Source organism: Massilia aquatica, assembly GCF_011682045.1.
GTDB lineage: Bacteria > Pseudomonadota > Gammaproteobacteria > Burkholderiales > Burkholderiaceae_D > Telluria_A > Telluria_A aquatica.
This window is the reverse complement of record NZ_VVIW01000002.1, coordinates 436,703-458,422: the sequence shown is the minus strand read 5'-3', so window position 1 is coordinate 458,422 and position 21,720 is coordinate 436,703. Positions and strand designations below refer to the sequence as shown.

The window sequence follows — 21,720 nt, the reverse complement described above, 5'->3', positions numbered from 1 at the left end:
CCAGCACGATTTTAGCAGGGCACGGCGGGGATAGCGGGCGCGCACGCCCGCACGTTGAACGCTTGTTCAGATAATCCCGATCCGCTCGACCAGCGCAACGCTGGCGCCGCGCTCGCGCAGCGCCTCGGCAAAGCCCGGCGCCAGCGCGCCTTCCCACGCCTTGGGCAGCAAAATGCGGTCGCCGGCCACGCTTTGCTGCAAGATCAGCGCGCATTTCGGCGCGCAGCCTTCGACCGTATCGACCCGGCCCGCATGCCAGGCGCCCGAGCAGCCGCTCGCGATGACCCGGCCGCGCGCCACGAATTCACGTCCGCGCGCCATGCGGTCGGCCATCACCAGCGCCAGTTCGAACGAATTGCCCTGGAAGCGCGCCTGGCCGAAACGCACCACCGTGCGCCAGCGCCCCAGCGCGCGGCCGTCGAAATGGCGCGCCCCGGCCAGCGCCTCGCGCACCGCCAGCAGCTGGACCGGGTCGAGCCCGGGCGCGGCGATGGTCTCTTCTTCGTCCATGCCCGCAGCGGCCAGCGGATACACACTCACCTCGACCCAGCACAAACTGTCGTTGATGCCGCCGCTGTGCAGCGGGAACCAGGCGCGTGCCGAGGCCACGCTGGGCGCGCTGTCGGGCTGCCCGGTCAGCGCGCCCAGCCAGCCCAGGCCACCGGGTCCGCCCAGCAGCGCGTGCGCCGGGGCGTTGACCACGTCATGGCCGCCGATGCGCCCCAGTTGCCACTCCTCGGACCAGCCGTTGGCCACGACCGGGCCGGCCGGCTGCCACACGCCGCGCACCATGCGGTCGGCCAGCACCACGGCCAGTTCCCAGTCGCGTTCATGGGGCCCGGGCGCGCGGTCGATGCTGATGACCACCTGGTCGCGGCTGTCGAAACAGCCTTCGGTCAGGCGCGCCAGGCGCACCACCTGCTGCATGCGCTCGACCAGGGCGGCGTCGCCGGCGCCGCTGCATTTGACGTCGGCGCGGCCCGCGCGCGGGCGCACGGTGGCGCTGACGGTCAGCAGCGCGCCGCCGGCCAGCACGCTGCGGCACTCGGCCCCATGGCGTTTGTTGTTGGCAATGCTCATGCCGGCTCGCTTTCGGGATGGATAATCGCCACGCGGCGGGCGGCGCATTCGTGTTCGAGGTTGGCGACGATGCGGTCGGCGTCATCGAACAGCGCCCCCAGATCGTTATGCGTGGCCAGGCCGAGGCGCGCCAGCAGGGCCCAGGCTTCGTCCAGCGCGGCACTGGCGCGCAGGCTGTGGCGCGTGCGGGCAAGCTGGCGCTCGGCCGCCAGCATTTCGCCCGGCGCGGCCAGCTCCAAAGCCGGCATGGTGTTCACCGACAGGCTGACATGGTCTAAGCGCTGCAGCAGCGCCACATGCTGCTGGAACAGCGCCTGGCCCGGCGGCAGCACCGCCATGCGCAGGCCGTGCATGACGCAAGGCAGTTCGAGGAACAACCGGCGCAGCGCCCTGGCGTCGCTCCCATGCGCGTCGAACGGCGCGGCGATGGAAACTGGCTGGGACGGCGCCGCCGGCACTTCCGGCACGCTCACCGCGCGCGCGAGCAGCAGTTGCGCGTAGTCGATGCGGTCGCCCAGGTCCACCGGCACGCAATCGTCGACGCTGATGCCGAAACGTGTATATAACAGTTGATTCAGGCCGCCGCGAAAGGCATTCCATTCGTCCAGGGTGGTGCACGGCGGCAGCGCCAGGTGGCCCAGCGCCAGTTCCTGGCGCAGCGCGGCCTCGATCGACGCCCCGAATTCAGGCACGCCGAGCGTGTCGCCCGCTTCGCTGGCCAAAAACAGGTCGAAGCGCTGCTGCGCCACGCGCGGATCGGGGCCGTCGACAGCGAACGCCAGGCGCAGCCCCAGTTCGGGCGCGGCGGCAAACGGCACCAGGTCGACGCCGTATGGGCCAGGGTGAAAGCAGAAGGCGTTCTCGGTCTCGGCCAGGACGATGCGGCTGCCTTCCGCCACGCGCCGGGTATGGCCGCCATGGTCGGCCACCACGCCGGTGCAGCCCTTCGGCACGGTGCAGCCGGCGCCCATGCGTAGCGCCAGCGTGGCCGTGCCCAGCGCCGCCGTATCGGGCTGAGTCGCTTTGGGGTGGCGCTTGAACAGGCCGATCATGGTATTTCTCACACGTGTACCGGTTCGACCGCGAAGCGCGCACCGAACTGCTGGAAGTGCGATGCGGGCGCGCCATCAACATGCCAGCCGCATTCGACTTCGCCATCGGCATCGAGCCGGCCTTGCAGCAGGATCGCCCCGCCGCCGTCGACCACGCGCAGCATCGGCTGCTCGCGCAGCAGGCGCGCGGCGAACGGCGCGGCGGCGTCGAGCGAGAGGATCAGGCGCCAGTCGTCATCCTGGGCGACGAAATGCAGCGCCCAGTGGCCGTCGTCGGTCAGCAGGCGCACCAGGCCGGCGCCGTCGGAGGCGGCGCGCAGCATGCCGGCGCTGCCGCTCCAGGCGTCGTCGTTGGCCGCGCGTGCGTCGCCGCGGCGCTCGATGGCGAGCTGGCGAAAACGGCGCAAGGTCAGGGGCGAGGCGCGCAGGGCGGCCAGCTCCGCGCTGTTCAAGGGGTGGCTGCCGTCAATCGCGGCCAGCAGCGCGCTGTCGGCCAGCATCAGGCGGTCGCCCTCCACGCGCGGCGACAGCAGCAGGCGCTCAATCAGCTTGCGGTCCGCTTCCTGGTTCATTTTCACATCATTCTCCTTCATGGAACTGCCTTGAGCAGGGTGGCGATGGCAGCGTCGCGGCGCTTGCGCAGGGTTGGCAGCGAAACCTGGTCCAGCACCGCCAGCTGCTGCATGGTGGGCAGCTCGCCGGTGGCCGGGTCCAGCCATTCGCCGGGGTAGCTGTCGTCCAGGGCACCGATCATGTTCAGGTACACGGCGAGCCGCACCGGCAGCGAATAGGCCGCCAGGGCGCCGGCGCTCCAGCTGCCGTGGTCCTGCGCCGCCCACGCCAGTTCCATGAAGCGGGGGGGCAGTGAAAGGCTGGCGGCGATCGCGCTGTCGTAGCGGATTGGTTCGGGCGCGTCCGGCGCGGCCGCATCTGGCTCCGGCACATCGGTATCGTCGTCCATTTCGGGCAGGATGCGCGCTTCGCCCTCCTCCACGGCGGCATCGGCCACGCGCCACAGGTCTTCGAGCCAGTTGGCCGCTTCGCCGGCGTCGTGCAGCCAGTCGCTGTCGCGGTTGGACGACAATTCTTCGTAGTCGCCGATTTCGAGCAGCATGGCGCCAATTTTTTCCGGACTGGTTTTCAGGTTGGCGAAGCGTTTCGACCTGGTGTGCAGGGGGCCGGCGCCGCCGCCGAAGCGCTCCCGCGACTCGCTCCAGCGCAGCACCCAGTCGGCCTTGCAGGCGCCGATGGAGCGCATCTGGCGCACTTCGATCGGCATCGCCGCCACCTCGCGCCCGAGAATGGCCGCCACCTGCGCCGCATGCTCGCGCCAGGCGCCGAAAAGGCGCGCAATGTCGCTGTAGGCGGTGTCGAGCATGCGGTACGCATACATCTTGTTAGGACTGCAAGTGCGCCCGCACGCGGCCTGGTAATTGTCGGAATCGACCTTGTCGCGCAGGCCCGCATACAGATCGTTGACTTTTTTCCGCAAAATGGCGTCGCCGCCGGGCGCGCACCAGAACGGGCCGATTTTCTGGTGTTCGTTGGCCACCGCGGCGCACAAGGCGGCCCAGTCGGCGGGACGCGCGCGCAATTCGTACAACAGGCTTAGCGACAGTTCGAGCACGCTTTCGCCATAGCTGTTGGCGGGTGCTTCGGCCCGCGCCGAGCGCGCGCAGGCATGCAGCGCCTGCGCCGTCAGCTCCACATACTCGGCCAGCGTGTCGGGCGCGTCGGGCGTGTCCAGCAGGCGCGCCGGCGAGAGCTGCGCGAACGCCTCCAGGGAGCAGTGCCCAAGCAGTTTGCGCACCTGTTCCCAGCCCTGCTCCTGATACCGGGTTCCCGGCAAGCGCATACCATTCCCATCGTTGTTTCAGCATCAAAATGATGCCATATAACGGCAATCGGCAAGGCGCGCTTGAAACCCCTATTTACCCTTCTGTTCCGGGTTCTGCGCCGCCATCGCCCCCAGCACGGCCGCCACGATGGGCGCCGCGTGCTCGCCCCCGGTGGCGTCGGAATGGCTGACAAAGGCCGCCACCGCCAGGCGCCGGGTCTGGCCCGGCAGGGTGCCCGGCTCCAGCCAGCCGGTAAACCACACGGTGGCCAGTTCGCGCCCGTCGACCAGCGAAGGCGAAGTGCCGGTCTTGCCGGACAGGCCACGCCGCACCGCCGCCAGGTGCGCGCCGCGAAACGCGCCGGCCGCCGTGCCGCTGTCGACCACGCCCTTCATCCCGGCCCGTACGCGGTCGAGGCGCACGCCCAGCGCCGGCCTGTCGCCGGCCAGCGCATCACGCCCGTCGAGCGAGAGCAGCAGGCGCGGGGCGATCACCCTGCCCTCGCCCACCGCGCCCGATACCAGCGCCATTTGCAGCGGCGTGACCTGCATGCGCAGGCCGATGGCCATCTGGCGCAGCTCGTGGCGGGTGTGAATCGGATCGATGTGGGCGGGGCTGGCCTGCAACGCGTCCCAGGTGGACCATGAAAAATCGGCGGGCAGCAAGCCGCCGTCCAGACGCGCGGCCTGCTCGAAGCCGAGGCGGTGCGCCATCGCCACGATGGGGCGCACGCTGTCCAGTGCCCCGCCGTCGAGCGCCTGCAGATCCGGCGCGCCGCCGTCAGGGCGGCCAAACAGGCTGCGGTCGCTCAGTTCACCGGACCAGGCGAACCAGGTATTGAGGCTGTAGGTCAGCGCCTGCGACAAGCCAAGGCGGCCGTCCTGCGCGCGCCGGTCCAGGTGCTGGTCCTTGTAATTGGTGATGTGGGCCAGTCTGGTATCGAACGGATAACTGGCCGCGTTGGTCTGGAAGGCGAAGCCTTTGGACTGCGCCATGCGATTGATCGACGGCAGCGGCAGGCCGGCCAGCAGCGCTTCGAGCTGCGGATCGTGCCTGGCGGCCAGTTCCAGGCCCAATGCGCTGATCACCTTGAAGGTCGAGCCAGGGCTGCGGTGGGCGCCGCCGTCATGCTGGAGGGCGGGAAGGCGCAGCGGGCTGCGGGCCGGATTGGCGCGGTCGAAATCGCGCACCTCGTTCCAGTTAGCCGGAGTAAGCGCGCCACCGCCGGCGCCGGCCGCCGCCAGCACATCGCCGCTGGCGGTATCGAGAATGACCATGCCGGCCTGACGGCCAGGTACGACCGCCTGCGCGCCGCTGCACGCGCCGCCGTTCCAGTGCCCGCGCCGCATGCCGATGCATTCCAGGGCCTGCTGGCTGGCAGTTTGCAGGGCCAGGTCGAGCGTCAGGCGCGCCTGGTGGGTCACGCCGTCGGGTGCGGGCAGGCGCGCCAGCATGCCGGCCACGCTGTTGGCGTGCGCCGCCCGGATGCCGAGCAGCGGCGCCAGGCCCGCATCCACCGCCGCGCGGGTCGGCTCGCCGCCGCTCCAGATGACCGTGCCATGGCGGTCGGCCAGGGTGACCGATGCCAGCGGCGCAGCGCGCGCGGTGGCGCTGTTGGCCGCCAGCGGTTGCCATGTCATCCGGCCGCCGGCCACGCGCAGATGGCGGTACTGCTGGTCGCCCGCCAGAGCGGCCATGCGCAGCGGCGCCGCACTCAGGCTGACGCTGCGCGCGCCCGGCTCCAGATCGAGCACCAGCGACTGGACCGACGCCGCCGAGGGGCAATCGCGCCCGCTGCATGCGTCGCGGGCCTTGGCGCGCAGGCGCGCGCCGTCCACCGACAGCAGGCGCCCGACCAGCAGCAATTCGAGCGACTGGCCGCCCTGCGCCGCACGCGGAAGCGCAAGCGTCAGGCGCGCCGGTGTGCCGGCGGCGGCGTCCGGCCAGGCGCCAATGCGCGTCCATGGCGCCCAGCCTTGCGGCACATCGGCGAACAGGCGCGCGGCCGCCGGCGGCATCGACGCGGTGGTGGACGCCGGCGCCGCGGCCACGCTGGCCTGCCACTCGCCGCCCTGCTGCGGCGCTTGTGCTTTCATGCGCCACGCCAGCAGGCGCCGTTCGCTGTTAAACACCTGGACCTGTTCGCGCACATAATCGCCGTCGGCCATGCGATACAGGCGCTTGAGCAGCTTGAGGGAGTCGGCATTGAGGCGCGCCCCCGGCCAGCCGGCCAGTTGCGCAGCGCGCGTGCCGTCGCCGGCCGCCTGCCATGCCGCCAGGTCGCGCGGCGCCAGTTCGGCCAGGCCGCTTGATCCCAGGCGCACCAGGCCATGCTGCTGCAAGGCCTGGAACAGCGCCTGGTCTTCCAGGCTGGCGCGCGGCAGCAACGGCACCTGGTAGCGCCCGGGCGAGAGCCACGCCGACACCCCCGCGCCCTCGGCCGGAAACGCCACCGCCAGCGCCCTGGCGGCGCGCGTGGCGTCGCCGGTGCGGAACAGCTGGACCAGCAGCTCGCCGGCCTGCGGACAGCGGTTGCTGGCGCGGCGCTGGAAGCGCAGGGCCGCGTCTTTCCACACCAGCCAGCCCTCGCGCCGCAGTTCGGCCACGCCGCGTGCGCCAGCAGCGGCGCCGGCGCCCTCCCCCAGCCAGCGCGTGGCCGTTTGCGCTGCGGTCCATTCGAGCCGCAAGTCGGCGCTGGCCTTGCCGCTCAGTTGTACTTGCGGCATGCCGGGTACGTCCGGGCCGGCCAGGGCGATATTGCGCAAGGTGACCGGGCTGGCCGAGGCCTCGTTGCGCTCGACCCAGCGCGCCACGTCGGCGAAGCGGTAGCCGATGCGCAGCGGGAGCAGGCGCGGATTGGCGGGATCGAGCATTTGGGTGCACAGGTCGATGCGCACCGGCGCCGCGCTGCGCAGGTTCGAGGCGATCAGCAAGGTTGCGCCAGCATGGGACGTGACGCTGATGCCGGGCTGCGGCGCCACGCTGAACTGCGCTCCCGGGAGCACACCCTGGAAGGCGTCGGCCGATACCGGCAGGCCGGCGCCGTGCAGGACGGCCGCGCCGGGTTGCGATGATGCGGCCAGATGGCGCGCGTGGGCGCTGATCAGCACTGCGCCAGCCACGGTGGCGATGACCCCGGCCGCGCCGATCCAGTGCGCCGACGTGAGCGTGAATGTGCGTGGCGCCATTGGCACAATCGGCGCGCGCGCCCCCTGGCGCAAGTGGCGCGCGCGGCGCCATGCCCTCCGCCGTCCGGACCATGCCTGCACTACCGAATCGAGCCAGCCTGTCATCATCTCTCCGCAAATTCCGTCCCACGCCTCGCGCGCGGCCTGACTGGCACTAGCGGGGGGAAAGCGAAACCCATGCCCCGCCGTTCCCGCGAGAGGCGGGAAGGACGGGGTGGGTCAACAGGAATTACCAATAAAACAAGCTTGCCTCGGTACGTAACGGAATTTACGTTTGCCCCGGATTCTGTTTCAATTGTAAGCAGGTGAATCAATAGCCGGGAAGCGCCGGACGCCTTGCTATATTGGATTCATAGGAATTCACAAGGAGAAGTAAAAATGAAGCGTACCCTGACCTTTGCAGCACTGATCACCCTTGGCGCCGCCGGTTTCATGCCGCTGCCGTCGGTCGCTCAAACTGACTTCCGCGTGATCATCAACACCGCCCCACCGGAACCGCGCTTCGAGAGCGTGCCGGCGCCACGCCGCGGCTATGTGTGGGCGCCGGGATTCTGGAACTGGGAAAACAACCGCCACGTCTGGACCGCCGGCCACTGGGAAAGCGCGCGCAGCGGCTACGAATACCGCCGCACCGAATGGATCCGCGATAACAACAGCTATCGCCTCAACCAGGGCGGCTGGCAGCAGGTTGGGCAGCGCGACTTCACCGTCGTGCGGGTCGCCCCGCCGCCGCCACGCTACGAACGCATGCCACGTCCACGCGCCGGCCATGTGTGGGTTCCCGGTCACTGGGAATGGCGCGGCAACCGCCACGCCTGGATCGGCGGCCAGTGGGTGCGCGAACGCGTGGGCTATGTGTACTCGCAGCCGGCCTGGGTCCAGCGCGACGGCAACTGGTACATGGAACCGGCCCGCTGGAACCGTCATGACCGCGACCGTGACGGCATCCCCGACCGCCTCGAAGGCCGCGACCGTGACCGCGATGGCGTTCCGGACCGCCTGGAAGGCCGTGACCGCAACCGTGACGGAGTGCCAGACCGCCTCGAACACCGTGACCGCGACCGTGACGGCGTGCCCGATGCCTACGACCGCGATCGCGACAACGATGGTGTGCCGAACCGCGCCGACCGTGACCGCGATGGCGACGGCGTCCCGAACCGCCGCGACAGCCGTCCCGACAATCCACGCCGCGACTGATCCGGCTTGAGGTTGTAACGAAGCGCCAGCCCGGCTACCCGGCTGGCGCTTTTTCCATGCGCGCGAGGTAAGCCGCCCGGCCCTCTTCGCCGCGCAGGTCGCAGGCGACCTTGCCCTCTTCCAGCACGATGATGCGCTCCGCCGACAGGATCGTTTCGCGCCGGTGCGCGACGATGATGCGGGTCATCGGCAAGGCGTGGATGGCGGCGTTGACCGCCTGTTCGCGCGTCACATCCAGATGGCTGGTCGCTTCATCGAGCAGCAGCAGGACCGGCTCGCGGTACAGCGCGCGCGCAATCAGGATGCGCTGTTTCTGCCCGCCCGACAGCACCGTGCCCATGTCGCCGATCAGCGTATGAAAACCCATCGGCATCGCGTTCACGTCGTCCTCCACCGCCGCAAGGCGCGCGCAGGCGCGGATGCGCTCCATCGAAGGCGCGTCGGCAAAGAAGCTGATATTGTCGGCGATCGAGCCGGCGAACAGCTGGTCGTCCTGCATCACCACCCCGATCTGCGAACGGTATTCGCCCAGGCCGGCCCGGTTCAGGGCGCGGCCATCGATCTCGATCTCGCCCGCTACCGGTTCGAGCAAACTGGCCAGCAGGCGCAGCAAGGTCGTCTTGCCGCAGCCGGACGGGCCGACAATGGCCACCGATTCGCCGGCCGCAATGTCCAGGTCGATCCCATCCAACACCCACGGGTCGCCGGCGCCGTAGCGAAAGCGCAGCCCGCGCAGGCGAATCGCCATCGGTTTGCTCTCCTGTGTGGACGGCAGTGGCAAATGGCACACTTCCGGCGGCGTGAGCGCAATGTCGGCCAGCCGTTCGGCGTGCAGGCGCAGCATGAACAGGTCGAGCGTCTTGTTGATCAAGGCGCTCACGCGCCCCATGAACTGGTCCTTGTAGCTGATAAAAGCGAGCAGCATCCCGACCGAAAACGTATTGTTCAACACGCGCTCGGCCCCCAGCCACACCACCAGGATGGCGATGATGCCGATCAGGAGCGCGTTCACGGTGCGGAACATGAGCCCGAGTTTTTGCGTGGTCACCTGGCGGTTCACGGCTTCCACCAGCAGGTTGAGCCAGTGGGCCTGGCGCGAAGCCTGGGCGTTGAACAGTTTGATGGTGCGCATGCCGCGCAGGGTTTCCAGAAAGTGGCTGTCACGCTTGGCGCCCCACACGATCGCCTCCACCGAAGCATTGCGCAGCGCCGTGTAGGAGGCGGCGCGCACCAGCGCATACAGCACGCTGCCACCGACCACCAGCATCGCCAGTTCGGGCGCGTAGAACAGCATCACGCACAGGGTGATGGCCGCCATCAGCCCGTCGAGCAGGATTTCGACCATGTCGGTGGTGATGGCTTGCAGGATCACTTCCTGGGAGCCGAAGCGCGACATGATGTCGCCCAGGTGGCGGCTTTCGAAATACACCGCCGGCAGGCTGACCAGGTGGCCGAACAGGCTGGCGCGCCCGGCCACCTTGATGGTGCTGGAAATGGCGATCAATGTGGCGCCGCGCGCCGCCGTCACCGCCACCCGGATGATCAGCAAAAAGGCAAATCCCAGCGCGAGCGTGAGCAGCAGGTCGCGGTCGGCGCTGACCAGCGCTTCGTCGACCACCCACTGCATGAAGAACGGGCTGACCACGGCCAGCACCTCGATCGCCAGCGCCATGGCGGCCAGTGCGAACAGCGACTGCCTGATGCCCGTCATGCGCCCGAGCAGCGCGGTAAAGCGCACGCGCGGGCGCGCCTGCCCCGATTCGAAAGCGGCGGTGGGACTCAGTTCCAGCGCGACCCCGGTAAAGTGTTTCAGCACGGTGGCGCGCGGCAGGCGGCGCACGCCGACCGCCGGATCGTGGATCACGACACCCTTGGCGGTGACCTGCTTGAGAACCACGAAGTGGTTCAGGTCCCAGTGCAAAATACAGGGTGTGGCCAGCATCTCCAGTTCGTCGGGTTCGAGCCGCAGCGGCCGCGAGGCCAGACCCAGGTGCGCGCCGATGCCGACCAGGTCCTTGAGGGTGGCGCCGCGCAGCGACATGCCGAAGCGGCGCCGCAGTTGCGCCAGGTCGCTGCCGTTGCCATGGTAGGCCGCGATCATGGCCAGGCAGGCAAGCCCGCATTCGGCCGCCTCGGTTTGCAGGATCGACGGCAGGCGCATGCCCAGGCCGGCGGCGGCGTCGAATGGTTTGCTCATCGTCCCAGCCTCCCGGTGATGGTGTAGACCGGATCGAGCACCCATTCAATCAAACGGCGCCGCTCCAGCAAGACGTCGGCGTCGAGCTGCATGCCGGGGGCGAGCGGCACGCGCGCGCCGTAGGCCGTCACGTCCTGGCGCGCCAGCGTGACGGTGATGCGGTACAGCGCTTCGCCGCCCTTGCCATTGCCATTGCCGGCCGCCGCCCCGAACTGGGCCGGCAGCTCGGCCGGCTCGATGCCGGTGCGCGAAATGCTCTTGATGGTGCCGGTGTAGTGCCCGAACTTCTGATACGGGTAGGCCAGGTAGCGCAGGTGCACCTGCTGCTGCGGGCGCAAAAAACCGATGGCGCGGCTCGACGCGTACAGGTGGGCTTCGAGCGTGGCGCCGCGCGGCACGATGCTCAGCAGCGGCGCGCCGGTACCCACCGCCGCCCCGCGCGCGGTATGGATCGCGGTCACGGTGCCGGCCTGCGGAGCGGTGATGAGCAGTTCGCGCCTGGCCGCCACCTCGGCCAGTTCGCGGTCGATGGCGCTGGTGCTGCGCGCCACCAGCGCGTTTTGCGTGGCCAGCTTGAGCGGCATGTCGTTCAATTCCGCTTCCAGCGCCAGGCGTTCGCGCCCGAGCGACGACAAGGCGCGTTCGAGCGAGCGCAGTTTGCCGGCCTGGTCGAGCGTCGCTTCGGCCGTGATCTGCACCTGCTGCGCCGAGATGAAACCGCGCGCCTTGAGTTCGTCGAGCCGTTTTTCGGAGGTGCGGGCCAGCGCCACGCGGCGTTTTTGCAGCACGATTTCCTGCACCATGTTCTCTTGCTCGGCGCGCGCGGCGGCGATGCGCTCGGCCAGCATGGCGCGCTGCTGCCCGAACGACTGGGCCGCGCGTTGCTGTTCGGCGCCCAGGCTGGCGCGCTGCGCCTGCAATTCCAGCGCCGCCTGGGCGTTGGTGTCGCCCACGGCCACGCTGCGTTCCTCGCCCGACAGCGCAACGAGCGCCTGGCCGGCGGCGACCACGTCGCCTTCGCGCACCATCATCCTGGTGGCCACGCCCACGCGCGGCGAAAACACGCGGATCATGCCCTGCTCCGGCACCAGCCAGCCGGCCACGCGCGCCTTGCGGGTGTAGCTGGCCATGCACAGCGTGGCGGTGATGACGGCCACGATCAGCATCGAAAAACCGGCGTACCAGCGGTGCGACAGGCGCGGACGAATGGCGACCGTGCCGAGCCAGCGCGTTTGCTGTTCATCGAGCACCTGCGGCCGGAACAACGGCTGCCCGTCCTCACTCTTCGATGAAGTAGTCTCTGACATCGTAACTGACCTCGATCATGCGGGCGATCTTTTTGATGCGCAGCACCTTGCGGATGCGCGGATCGGCAAAGTCGCGCATCAGCGGCGGGCGCGGCGCATTGAAGAAGTAGCCGGGATCCTGGGCCACGATCGACTTGGCCACCAGATCGAGTTCGTCGCGCGAACTGACGGTCTGGATCACGCACGGCGCGTGGCGAATGCCCAGTTCGAGCAAGGCGCAGGTGCGGTGGTAGCCGTTGTTGAGGACCAGCCGGCCGCTGTCGTCGTCGCACACGGCGTTGAGGATGTTGGCGCTGTAGCCGACCACCAGGCCAAGCACGCCGGCCACCATGCCGGATGCGCGATAGTCGTGCAACTGGTCGGCTCGCAGCAGCACCGGTTCGTGAAAGCGGAAATCGGTGGAGTCGGAGCGGAACACATAGCGCTTGGAACCGGCCTCGCGGATCTGCACCGGCGCGCGCACTTCGTCGGGCGGAAAGCAGAAGTTAAACAGCGCAGCCGCATCGGGGTTGGGTCCCAGCTGCGCCTTGAGCTGGTCCACGAAAGTGCGCGTGACGTGGTTCTGGCACACCACCAGGCGCCCCAGTTCGACCATGGCGATATGGGTCGGCAGGCTGTTGAAGGTGCGCGTGTACTGCGAGCTGGCGCATACCCGGGCGGCCAGCGGCGCCATTGCGGCGGGCAGCGCGGCGCAGTCCAGGTGGTCGGCCACGCCGGCTTCGGTTTTGGCCAGTTCTTCGTAATACAGGCTGGCCGCGCTCCATTCGCGGATCAGCGCGGGGCGGATGGCCTCGGGCGATTCGGCGCACAGGTCGTCGGCGAAATCGAGATACTTCTGCAGCGGCGCCTGGCCGAGCAGCCATAGTTCTTCGTGCGTCGGCCGCGCGGGCGCGGCGCTGGCTAGCGCGATGTCGGGATGGTGCATTTTGCAACCTCACTTGAAAATCCAGTCCACCGCCGCGTCCGGCGGCGGACTGAAGAAGCAGTTCCGGCAATTAACGGAACAGGTGCCGGGAAAGACGCTCAAGCAGGAAACGCTTTACAGCAGCCATCCGAGCAGGCCGCCGCCGCGCGACTTGCTGTCGCAGCCGCGGGTTTTGCACTTGTCCTTGCTTTTGCTCTTGCTCTTGCAACGGCTCTTGCTCTTGCTCTTGCTGTGGCATTTGGTGTGGCAATCGGACTTGCCGCCGCCGTACACGTGTTGCAGTTCAGTGCTGGTCAGGTTACGCATGATGTTCTCCTTGAATAATTGAAACTGGTCGAGGGGAAATTCCCACTCGCCTCGTGCGGACCGCTAAGGGCCATACTAGGCATTGACGAGCTCGGCAGTTTGACGCACCACAATCGTGCGAATGAGACGTTCCAACCATCGTCGGCGCATCCTTTTAGCAACAAATTGCCGTTAGGGTTATGCTGTCGCCATGACCGAACACCATCTTTTGCTGGCCGCCGCCTTCAAGTCCGAACGCAGCGCCAGCCGCAAACTCGCCGCGCGCAGCGGCATCAGCGAAGAACAGGCCTTGCGCGCCACGCTCGAACAGCGGGCCGGCGCGCACGGCCTGGCGCACCTGCTCGACCAACGCGCCGCGCTGGCGGCCCTGGAGGCGGCGCGCCTGGCCGCGCGCGACGCCAAACGCGCACTGGCGCGCAGCGCCAGCACGGTCAGGCACGATGGCCCGCCGTCCGCCTGGCGCGCCTGGTTCGACGGCTCGGCCCATCCCAATCCGGGCCGCTGCGGCATCGGCGCCCTGCTCACCGGCCCGGACGCGCAAAAGATCGAAATCTCGCGGCCGGCCGGTTACGGCAACAGCAGCGAAGCGGAGTACCTGGCGCTGATCGCGGTGCTCGAAGCGGCCGTCGCCATCGGTGCGCGCGGCGTGAGCGTGCATGGCGACAGCCGCGTCGTCATCGACGATGTGAACGGCCTTGACGCGGCCGGCGCGCCATCGCTGCGCGCGTACCGCACGCGCGCGCAAGCGCTGCTGGCACGGATCGACGGCGCCTGCGTGCGCTGGCTGCCGCGCCACAAGAACCAGGCCGCCGACGCCCTCTCGCAGCGCGCCGTGGCCGCGTTCGGGCCGGCGGACATGGCATAATCGCGCTCCCCATCAAGGAGCATGCAATGACCGACGAACTGACCGCCTGGCAGCCCCGCCTGCAATCTCTGGCCAGCGCCGCCTGCGGCGACGACGGCGCCCACGACATCAATCACCTGCACCGCGTCTGGCGCAATGCGCAGGCGCTGCTGGCCAGCCACCCGGAAGCGGACGCGCTGGCGGTGATGGCGGCGTGCTACCTGCACGATTTGGTCAACCTGCCGAAGAACCATCCGGAGCGCAGCATGGCCTCGCGCCGTTCGGCCGAACTGGCGCGGCGCGAGCTGGCCGCCATCGGCTTCCCGGCCGCGAAACTGGACGCGGTGGCGCACGCCATCGAAACCCACAGCTTTTCGGCGGCGCTGCCGCCGCACACCATTGAAGCGAAGCTGGTGCAGGATGCCGACCGCCTCGACGCCCTTGGCGCGGTCGGCCTGGCGCGCCTGTTCTACATCGCCGGCCAGATCGGCAGCGCGCTGGCCCATCCCGACGATCCGCTGGCCGGGCACCGCGAGCGCGACGACCGCGCCTACGCGCTCGACCACATCGAGGTCAAGCTGGCAAAACTGCCGGGCATGATGCAGACCGCCGCCGGACGCGCGCTGGGGACGGCGCGGCTGGCGCAACTGATCACCTTCCGCACCGCCTTTGCGCAGGAATGGGCTTTGTAGGCACGGCTGCGCCCGCATCAGGCGTAGTGCGCTAAGATACGGCATCGTCCTTTCGCGCCCGGCCCCGGGCTTTCGTCCATGAGCAGCAGTCCCGCCGCCGCACCCGTCGCACCCGCCCCATCGACCAACCTCAATTTCGTGCTGGTCGCCGTCTTCATCGACATGCTCGGCATCGGCCTGATCATCCCGGTCATGCCGGCCCTGGTCGGCCAGTATGTCAACGGGCGCGACGAACAGGCCTTCTGGTTCGGCGTGCTGGCGATGGTGTTCGGGCTGATGCAGTTCATCTTCATGCCCATGCTGGGCGCCATCAGCGACCGCGTGGGGCGCCGTCCGGTGATGCTCTATTCGATGGCCGGCATGTGCCTGAATTTCCTGTTTACCGCCTGGGCGCCCAACCTGGCCTTCCTGTTCATCGGGCGCGTGATCGGCGGCATGTCGTCGGCCAGCATGTCGGTCGCCTCGGCCTACGCGTCGGACGTATCGACGCCCGAAACGCGCGCCAAAAGCTTCGGCAAGGTGGGCGCCGCCTTTGGCCTGGGCTTCATCTGCGGCCCGGCGCTGGGCGGCATGCTCGGCGAAATCAACCTGCAACTGCCGTTCTACGTGGCCGCCGCCCTGTGCGCGGCCAACTTCGTCTACGGTTACATTGCGGTGCCCGAATCGCTGCCGCTGTCGCGCCGCTCGGCGTTTACGATCGCGAAGATCAACCCCTTCACGTCGCTGCTCAAGCTGGTGCGCCGCAGCGATATTCGCGCGGTGGTGATCGTGTTTGCCCTGACCAGCTTTGCCCAGATGATGCTGCAGTCGACCTGGGTGCTGTACACCACGTTCCGCTTCAACTGGAGCCCGGGCGACAACGGCATCGCCCTGTTCTGCGTGGGCCTGTCGGCGGCCGTGGTGCAGGCGGGCCTGCTGGGCATGCTGATGAAGCGCTTCGGCGAGGTGCGCCTGTCGCTGCTGGGCATGGTTTCGGGCTGCATCACCTTCATCCTGTACGGCCTGGCCACCAAGGGCTGGATGATGTACGTTTTTATTTTATGCAACTTGTTGTCGTTTACCGTGGGACCGGCGTTGCAGAGCATCATTTCGCGCGGGTCCGACGCCAGTTCCCAAGGCGAACTGATGGGCTCGCTGCAATCGATCAGCAGCCTCGGGGTGGTCTTCATGCCGCTGCTGGGCACCGCCATCCTGGGGCTGGCCAGCCACCTGCCTGCGGACGACTGGCGCATCGGCAGCACCTTCTTTTTGTGCGCCGCGATGCAGGCCGTGGCGGTGGGCGTTGCACTTTTCTATTTCAAATCACATCGGATGCGCACGTGAGGCGGGCATGCGCTAGAATTGGCAAATGGACAAACCCTCCACCCGCAGTGGGATTCGCGCAGCCGCGCTGATCGCCGCCGTCATCGCCACCGGCGCCAGCGCCATGGCGACGGCCTCCTGCGGGCAGCCGTTCCTGGTGCCGGTCGCGCCCACGGGGCTGAGCGTGACGGTCAAGGGCGATGCAGTGGGCGGCATCTACCCTGAACTGCTGCGCGGCGTGAGCGCCAGAAGCGATTGCAAGTTCGCGTTTTCGGTGGTGCCGCGCGCGCGCCAGGAAGCCATGTTCGAAGCGGGCAAATCGCATCTGCTGCTGCCGGCCGTGCGCACCCCGCGGCGCGACCAGCATGGCTACTTCGTTCCCGTGATCGGCACCCGCGCCACCCTGCTCTCGGTCGACAGCATGCGCGCGCCGGTGCGCTCGATCCGCGAACTGCTGGCGCGCAAAGAACTGCGCGTGGTGCTGGTGCGCGGTTTCGACTACGGCACCGCCTATCTGGAGCTGGTCGATCAATTGTCGGCCCAGGGCCGCCTGCTGCTCGAAAAGGATGGCGCCGCCGTGGCGCGCGTGCTCGATGCCGGCTTTGCCGACGTGACCCTGATGGCGCCGACCATCTTCGCCAGCGCCATCGCCGACGACAAGCGCTTCGCGTGGATGGTCCCCAAGCTGCGCATCGAGCCGCTCGAGGAGCTGCCCTGGGGCGAAAGCGGGATCTATATTTCGAAGCAGACGGTGGACGCCGCCGACCGCGCCGCGCTCCAGAACCTGCTGGCCGGTGCCGTCAAGTCGGGCGCCGTGTACGAAAGCCTCAAGCGCCACTACCCGCCCGCCGTGCTGGCCGGCGGCGTGCGCCAGCGCTGATGCCAACCCGGCAGCAAAGCTCCTTTCTTGACTATTTTTCATCGCATCAGCCTCGCCCGGCGCCGGAAAGCGCTGCGCAGGCGCGGCGCGCCGTTATAATTGGCCATCGTTTTTTAAACAGGTTGAAGCCCGTGTCCGATCGCATAAAAGTCATTCCCCAATATTTACTTCCCAAGCAAGGTCTGACCCGGTTCGCGGGCCGCATCGCCGGCCACCAGGGCGGCCAGTACACCACCACCCTGATTCGCTGGTTCGTCGGCAAATACGGTGTGAACATGGAAGAAGCGGCCAATCCGGACATCGCCAGCTATGCCAGCTTCAATGAATTTTTCACGCGCCCCCTGCGCCCGGGCGCGCGTCCGCTGGCCAAGGCCGATTTCGTCTGTCCGGTCGATGGCGCGATCAGCCAGTTCGGCGCCATCGACGACGACCAGATCTTTCAGGCCAAGGGCCACAAGTTCAGCACCACCGCGCTGGTGGGCGGCGACGCGCAACTGGCGTCCCAGTTCCAGCATGGCAGTTTCGCCAACCTGTACCTCAGTCCCAAGGATTATCACCGCCTGCACATGCCGTGCGAAGGCCGCCTGACCCGCATGATCTACGTGCCCGGCGCGCTGTTTTCGGTCAATCCGACCACCGCGCGCGGCATTCCAGGCCTGTTCGCCCGCAACGAGCGCGTGGTCTGCGTATTCAACTCGAAAGAGCATGGCGCCTTCGTGCTGGTGCTGGTGGGCGCAACCATCGTCGGCAGCATGGCCACCACCTGGCACGGGCTGGTCAACCCGCCGCGTCCGGGCGAAGTGAAGGAATGGCGCTACGACGACAAGAATATCGTCCTCAAGAAAGGCGAGGAAATGGGCCGCTTCCTGCTTGGCTCGACCATCGTCATGCTGTTCAAAAAAGACACGATCGCCTTCAATCCCGAGTGGGCGCCGGAACGCCCGGTGCGCCTCGGCGAGGCGATGGGCGAGAAGCAGTCCGCCAAACGCGCCTGATCGACGAGGGCGCGGCATGAGCGAGGTGGTGGACGACAGCGCCGGCATGGCGGCGACGCAAACGGCGTCCGTGCGGCGCCCGGGCATATTCGCGGCCGGCGCCTGGCTGCATGAAGGTGCGCGCTCGGCGCTGTTCCTGGCGCCGCGCTGGGAGCGGCTGGCGGCCTCGCCCTGGCAGCTGGCGTTCCAGATACTGCTGCAATACGCGATGGGCTTGCTGTTCCAGCGCCTGACCATCGAGGGCGAGGCGGTTTTCATCTGGCGCGCCTTGCTGGCCGGCTGGTTCGGCGTCGTGCTCACCGCATGGCTGTGCTACCTGATCCAGCCCGACCCGCGCGTGAGCCGCAGCGTCCACAGCGCGCCCGGCGCGGCCTATTTGTTCACGCTGCTGGTCGCGCAGTCGAATATTTTCTTGCTGCTCATCTACGCGCTGTATTTTTCCCTGATCCGTACAGGCGCCGTCAGCGACACCAGTCCCTGGGCGCAGTGGATCATGTGGTCCCTGCCGATGCTGTGGAGCGTCCTGGCCCGGCTGGCAATGCTGCTGCGCGCCGCCCGCCCGCTGGTGTCGCTGCGCGCCGTTCTCGCCATTGCGGTGGTGATGTTCACCTCCGTACTGGATTTTCACCTCGCTCCCGCACCGGTGGCCTGGCGCGCCGCGCCCAAACCGGAAGCGAAGGAAGAAGAGCCGTTCACGCTCAGCCAGGAAATGATGGAAGCGCAGCTGCCGCTGCTGGACGAACAACTCGACGCACTCAAGCCGCAGCGCCCCGGCGTGATCGACATGTACACGATTACCTTCGCGCCCTACGAAGGCGAAGAAGTGTTCCGGCGCGAGAGCACGATGGTGGCCGGCGTGATGGCCAAGCGCTTCGACGCCGCCGGCCGCGGCCTGCAACTGATCAACCACCGCGAGACCGCCGAACAACTGCCGTGGGCTACGCCGCTGAACCTGCAGCGCGCCATCGAAGGCATTGGCGCCATCATGGACCGCGACGAGGACGTGCTGTTCATCCACCTCACTTCGCACGGCGCGTCGGACGGCGAACTGGCAGCCAATTTCTGGCCGATCGATGTGGAGCCGGTGATGCCTGCGGAGTTGAAGGAGTGGCTCGATGCGGCTGGCATCCGCTACCGCGTGCTGTCGATTTCGGCCTGCTTCGCCGGTAACTGGATCGCGCCGCTGGCCGCCGATGGCACCCTGGTGATGACGGCCTCGGACGCCGACCATACCTCCTACGGCTGCGGCAAGAAGTCGGCGCTGACCTTCTTCGGGCGCGCCATGTACGACGAACAGCTGCGCAGCACCACGCGTTCGTTCACCGAGGCGCACGCCGCCGCCCGCAAGATCATCCTGCAACGCGAAACGGAAGCCGGCAAGGACGATGGCTATTCGAACCCGCAGATCAAAGTAGGCAGCAAGATCGTGCCAGTGCTGGAGCGGATGAACAAGCGACTGGCGCAGCAGCCATGAGTGCGGTTTGAAGGAGCCGGCGCCGTTCAGGCCATGCGGGTAATGAATTCGTCGCTCGGGCGACGCACTTTTTTCAGGTTGACCAGCCAGTCACCCTCGGCTTCGCGGTAACCGAGCGCCATGATCGCCACCGAGCGCAAACCACGCGCGCGCAGGCCAAGTAGTTCGTCGAGCTGCTCGGGATTGAAGCCTTCCATCGGGGTCGCGTCGACCGCTTCGAACGCGGCTGCGGTCAGGCCAATGCCCAGGCCAATGTAGGCCTGGCGCGCGGCGTGCTCGAAGTTGACCGCCGGGTCGCGCTGCGGATAGATCGACAGGATGAACTTGCGGTAGTTCTCCCAGCCTTCATTGACCAAGCCACGTTCATCGTTCACCAGGTCGAACATCATGTTGATGCGCTCTACGGTGTAGTTATCCCACGCAGCGAAAACAACCATGTGCGAACCATCGGCAACCTGGCCCTGGTTCGAGGCGATCGGACGCATTTTTTCGCGCAGCTCCGGGTTGCTGACCACGATCAGCTCGAACGGTTGCAAGCCGCTCGATGTCGGCGCCAGGCGCACGGCTTCCAAAATGCGGTCGATCTTATCTTCCGATACGACCTTGGCGGCATCGAATTTTTTGGTGGCGTAGCGCCAGTGTAGTTTTTCAAGCAACATGGAATGTCCTCTTATATAGTCGTTCGGGTAGGGTCAATGCCAGGCGCACACCTTAGCGGCGCCGCGGGGAACCTATTATCTGCGATTCCCCGATCCAGCGTATCCGACCGGAAAATTTGCCCTAGACCATTCCCATGCGCTTGCGCGCTTCGGTGCAGCACAGCCCTTCCATCATGTCCAGAAAAGCGCGGGTCTTGGCCGGCATCAGGCGCCGTCCGGGGAACACGGCCCACCCGGTCACCTGCGGCAAATCCCACTCGGGCAGCACGCGCACCAGCTCCCCCTTGGCCACAGAGGGCGCGGCAAACAGGTCGGAACTGGCCGCAATCCCCGCCCCGGCGCACGCCACGCGGGTGAGCAGGTCGGGCGAATTGGCGGTCAGCCGGCCGGGCAAATCGCGCTCCCACACGGTTTTGCCACGCGTGAGGCGCCATGGCGCCGGCCCGCCGCCGCGGCTCAAAAGGCACAGCAGGTCGTGCTTGAGCAGGTCGTCCGGATGCTCCGGCAAGCCGCGCAGCGCCAGGTACGACGGCGCCGCGTACAGCGCCATTTTTTCGAGGGCCACGCGGCGCGCGTTGAGCGAGGCGTCGTCCGGCAGGTCGCCCATGCGGATCGCGATGTCGAAATTTTCGCTCACCAGGTCGACCCGGCGCGGCGACAGGTCCAGTTCCAGGGTAATGGCCGGGTACTGCGCCATGAATTCGGTCATCACCTGGGTCATGCCCAGGCTGGCGAAATCGGCCGGCATCGAAATGCGCAGCCGCCCGCTCGGGGCCTGCTGGCGGTGCTGCACCAGCGCGCCCGCCGCCTCGACCTCCTCGACCACCTTGCGCGCGTGATCGAGCAGGCTGGCGCCGAACTCGGTGAGCATCAGCTTGCGCGTGGTGCGCTGCAGCAGGCGCTCGCCCAGTTTCGCTTCGAGCAGCGCGATGCGGCGCGAGACGGTCGACTTGGGCAAGTCGACCCGCAGCGCGGCCTGGCTGAAGCTGCCCGCTTCGACGATCCGCGCGAACAAGAGCAGGTCATTCGGTTCCACATCCATTTGATTGTCCCACTGACTGAATAATGATATCCATTTTACAGGCTTCCGCATTGATTATGGGACGCGTAAAGTACCACCATCGCAGTTCAACGTAGAAAAAGGAAATAAAATGAACATCTTGCAAATCAATTCCAGCGCCCGTTCGACCGGTTCCGAGTCCACCCGCATGGCCGATGCCATCGTCGCCAAGCTGCAAGCGGCCAACCCTGGCGCGCAACTGACCCGCCGCGACCTGGCCAGCAACCCGCATCCGGCGCTCGACGAGCCGACCCTGGGCGCGCTGTTCACGCCAGCCGACCAGCGCACGCCGGAACAAGCGGCGCGCGTGGCCCTCGACGACGCCCTGATCGCCCAGGCGCAGGCCGCCGACACCATCGTCATCGGCGCTCCGATGTACAACTTCGGCAGCTCGGTGCAGCTCAAAGGCTGGTTCGATGCGATCGCCCGCGCCGGCGTCACCTTCGCCTACACCGCCACCGGTCCTGTCGGCAAACTGACCGGCAAAAAAGTGTACGTGGCGTTTGCCCGTGGCGGCATGTACCGCGACACCCCGAACGACACCCAGACCCCGCACCTCAAGATGCTGCTCGGTTTCCTCGGCATGACCGACGTCACCTTCGTGTACTCGGAAGGCATGGCCATGGGTCCGGACGCCGTCGCCAAGGCGCAGGCCGAAGCGAACGCCGAAATCGAAGCCGCAGTCGCCTGATTTACCCCGCACGGCGCTGCATCACAGTCAACA

General features: G+C 67.6%; 19 protein-coding genes. 8 read left to right on the top strand and 11 right to left on the bottom strand.

Going from position 1 to position 21,720, the window contains the following annotated elements; genetic code table 11:
- Positions 1 to 66: 66 nt before the first annotated feature.
- The 5 genes from F1609_RS05030 to F1609_RS05010 all read right to left on the bottom strand — a co-directional run bounded on the left by F1609_RS05030 (position 67) and on the right by F1609_RS05010 (position 7,266).
- Positions 67 to 1,080, bottom strand: coding sequence for a hypothetical protein (locus F1609_RS05030; protein WP_167075280.1), 1,014 nt, complete (start codon positions 1,078 to 1,080; stop codon positions 67 to 69).
- Entirely contained in the window at positions 1,077 to 2,144 is a 1,068-nt protein-coding gene (locus tag F1609_RS05025) for a hypothetical protein (RefSeq protein ID WP_370661594.1), read from the bottom strand. Before F1609_RS05025 ends, F1609_RS05030 begins: the two co-directional genes overlap by 4 nt.
- Positions 2,141 to 2,725, bottom strand: a complete 585-nt coding sequence (locus F1609_RS05020; protein ID WP_167075278.1) for a Rieske (2Fe-2S) protein — start codon at positions 2,723 to 2,725, stop codon at positions 2,141 to 2,143. Before F1609_RS05020 ends, F1609_RS05025 begins: the two co-directional genes overlap by 4 nt.
- Positions 2,722 to 3,987: a hypothetical protein gene (locus F1609_RS05015; RefSeq protein WP_167075276.1), complete on the bottom strand. Its 1,266-nt coding sequence runs from the start codon at positions 3,985 to 3,987 to the stop codon at positions 2,722 to 2,724. The genes F1609_RS05020 and F1609_RS05015 overlap by 4 nt, the downstream gene beginning before the upstream one ends.
- Positions 3,988 to 4,059: 72 nt before the next feature.
- Complete coding sequence (locus F1609_RS05010) at positions 4,060 to 7,266, bottom strand: penicillin-binding transpeptidase domain-containing protein (protein WP_308609339.1); 3,207 nt, start codon at positions 7,264 to 7,266, stop codon at positions 4,060 to 4,062.
- A gap of 270 nt (positions 7,267 to 7,536) precedes the next feature.
- On the opposite strand from F1609_RS05010, the gene F1609_RS34450 reads away from it, so the two are divergent.
- Positions 7,537 to 8,355 carry a YXWGXW repeat-containing protein gene (locus tag F1609_RS34450; RefSeq protein ID WP_229421651.1) on the top strand — a complete coding sequence of 273 codons (819 nt, stop codon included), beginning with the start codon at positions 7,537 to 7,539 and terminating at the stop codon, positions 8,353 to 8,355.
- Positions 8,356 to 8,389: 34 nt separating this feature from the next.
- Here F1609_RS34450 and F1609_RS04995 read toward each other — a convergent pair whose 3' ends face one another.
- The 4 genes from F1609_RS04995 to F1609_RS04980 all read right to left on the bottom strand — a co-directional run bounded on the left by F1609_RS04995 (position 8,390) and on the right by F1609_RS04980 (position 13,090).
- Positions 8,390 to 10,552: a peptidase domain-containing ABC transporter gene (locus F1609_RS04995; protein WP_167075274.1), complete on the bottom strand. Its 2,163-nt coding sequence runs from the start codon at positions 10,550 to 10,552 to the stop codon at positions 8,390 to 8,392.
- Positions 10,549 to 11,859: an HlyD family secretion protein gene (locus tag F1609_RS04990; RefSeq protein WP_167075272.1), complete on the bottom strand. Its 1,311-nt coding sequence runs from the start codon at positions 11,857 to 11,859 to the stop codon at positions 10,549 to 10,551. Before F1609_RS04990 ends, F1609_RS04995 begins: the two co-directional genes overlap by 4 nt.
- The gene (locus tag F1609_RS04985) at positions 11,831 to 12,784 is read right to left on the bottom strand and encodes a hypothetical protein (RefSeq protein ID WP_167075270.1); all 954 of its coding nucleotides are present in this window, start codon (positions 12,782 to 12,784) and stop codon (positions 11,831 to 11,833) included. The genes F1609_RS04990 and F1609_RS04985 overlap by 29 nt, the downstream gene beginning before the upstream one ends.
- Positions 12,785 to 12,898: 114 nt before the next feature.
- Positions 12,899 to 13,090, bottom strand: coding sequence for a hypothetical protein (locus F1609_RS04980; RefSeq protein WP_166869809.1), 192 nt, complete (start codon positions 13,088 to 13,090; stop codon positions 12,899 to 12,901).
- A gap of 190 nt (positions 13,091 to 13,280) precedes the next feature.
- On the opposite strand from F1609_RS04980, the gene F1609_RS04975 reads away from it, so the two are divergent.
- The 6 genes from F1609_RS04975 to F1609_RS04950 all read left to right on the top strand — a co-directional run bounded on the left by F1609_RS04975 (position 13,281) and on the right by F1609_RS04950 (position 19,277).
- Positions 13,281 to 13,955, top strand: a complete 675-nt coding sequence (locus F1609_RS04975) for a ribonuclease HI family protein (RefSeq protein WP_167075268.1) — start codon at positions 13,281 to 13,283, stop codon at positions 13,953 to 13,955.
- Positions 13,956 to 13,981: 26 nt separating this feature from the next.
- Entirely contained in the window at positions 13,982 to 14,626 is a 645-nt protein-coding gene (locus tag F1609_RS04970) for an HD domain-containing protein (protein ID WP_167075266.1), read from the top strand.
- 78 nt (positions 14,627 to 14,704) lie between these two features.
- Complete coding sequence (locus tag F1609_RS04965; RefSeq protein WP_167075265.1) at positions 14,705 to 15,949, top strand: MFS transporter; 1,245 nt, start codon at positions 14,705 to 14,707, stop codon at positions 15,947 to 15,949.
- A 25-nt stretch (positions 15,950 to 15,974) separates the two neighbouring features.
- Positions 15,975 to 16,808 (top strand): substrate-binding periplasmic protein, encoded by an 834-nt coding sequence (locus F1609_RS04960; RefSeq protein ID WP_167075263.1) that lies wholly within the window; start codon positions 15,975 to 15,977, stop codon positions 16,806 to 16,808.
- 131 nt (positions 16,809 to 16,939) lie between these two features.
- Complete coding sequence (gene asd, locus F1609_RS04955; RefSeq protein ID WP_167075261.1) at positions 16,940 to 17,803, top strand: archaetidylserine decarboxylase; 864 nt, start codon at positions 16,940 to 16,942, stop codon at positions 17,801 to 17,803.
- A gap of 16 nt (positions 17,804 to 17,819) precedes the next feature.
- Positions 17,820 to 19,277, top strand: coding sequence for a C13 family peptidase (locus F1609_RS04950; protein WP_167075259.1), 1,458 nt, complete (start codon positions 17,820 to 17,822; stop codon positions 19,275 to 19,277).
- Between the two features lie 26 nt (positions 19,278 to 19,303).
- On the opposite strand, the gene F1609_RS04945 is transcribed toward F1609_RS04950, so the two are convergent.
- Both F1609_RS04945 and F1609_RS04940 read right to left on the bottom strand, forming a co-directional pair.
- Positions 19,304 to 19,936: an NAD(P)H-dependent oxidoreductase gene (locus tag F1609_RS04945; RefSeq protein ID WP_167075257.1), complete on the bottom strand. Its 633-nt coding sequence runs from the start codon at positions 19,934 to 19,936 to the stop codon at positions 19,304 to 19,306.
- Between the two features lie 121 nt (positions 19,937 to 20,057).
- Entirely contained in the window at positions 20,058 to 20,978 is a 921-nt protein-coding gene (locus F1609_RS04940; RefSeq protein WP_167075255.1) for a LysR family transcriptional regulator, read from the bottom strand.
- Between the two features lie 109 nt (positions 20,979 to 21,087).
- On the opposite strand from F1609_RS04940, the gene F1609_RS04935 reads away from it, so the two are divergent.
- Complete coding sequence (locus tag F1609_RS04935) at positions 21,088 to 21,687, top strand: FMN-dependent NADH-azoreductase (RefSeq protein ID WP_167075253.1); 600 nt, start codon at positions 21,088 to 21,090, stop codon at positions 21,685 to 21,687.
- Positions 21,688 to 21,720: the final 33 nt, after the last annotated feature.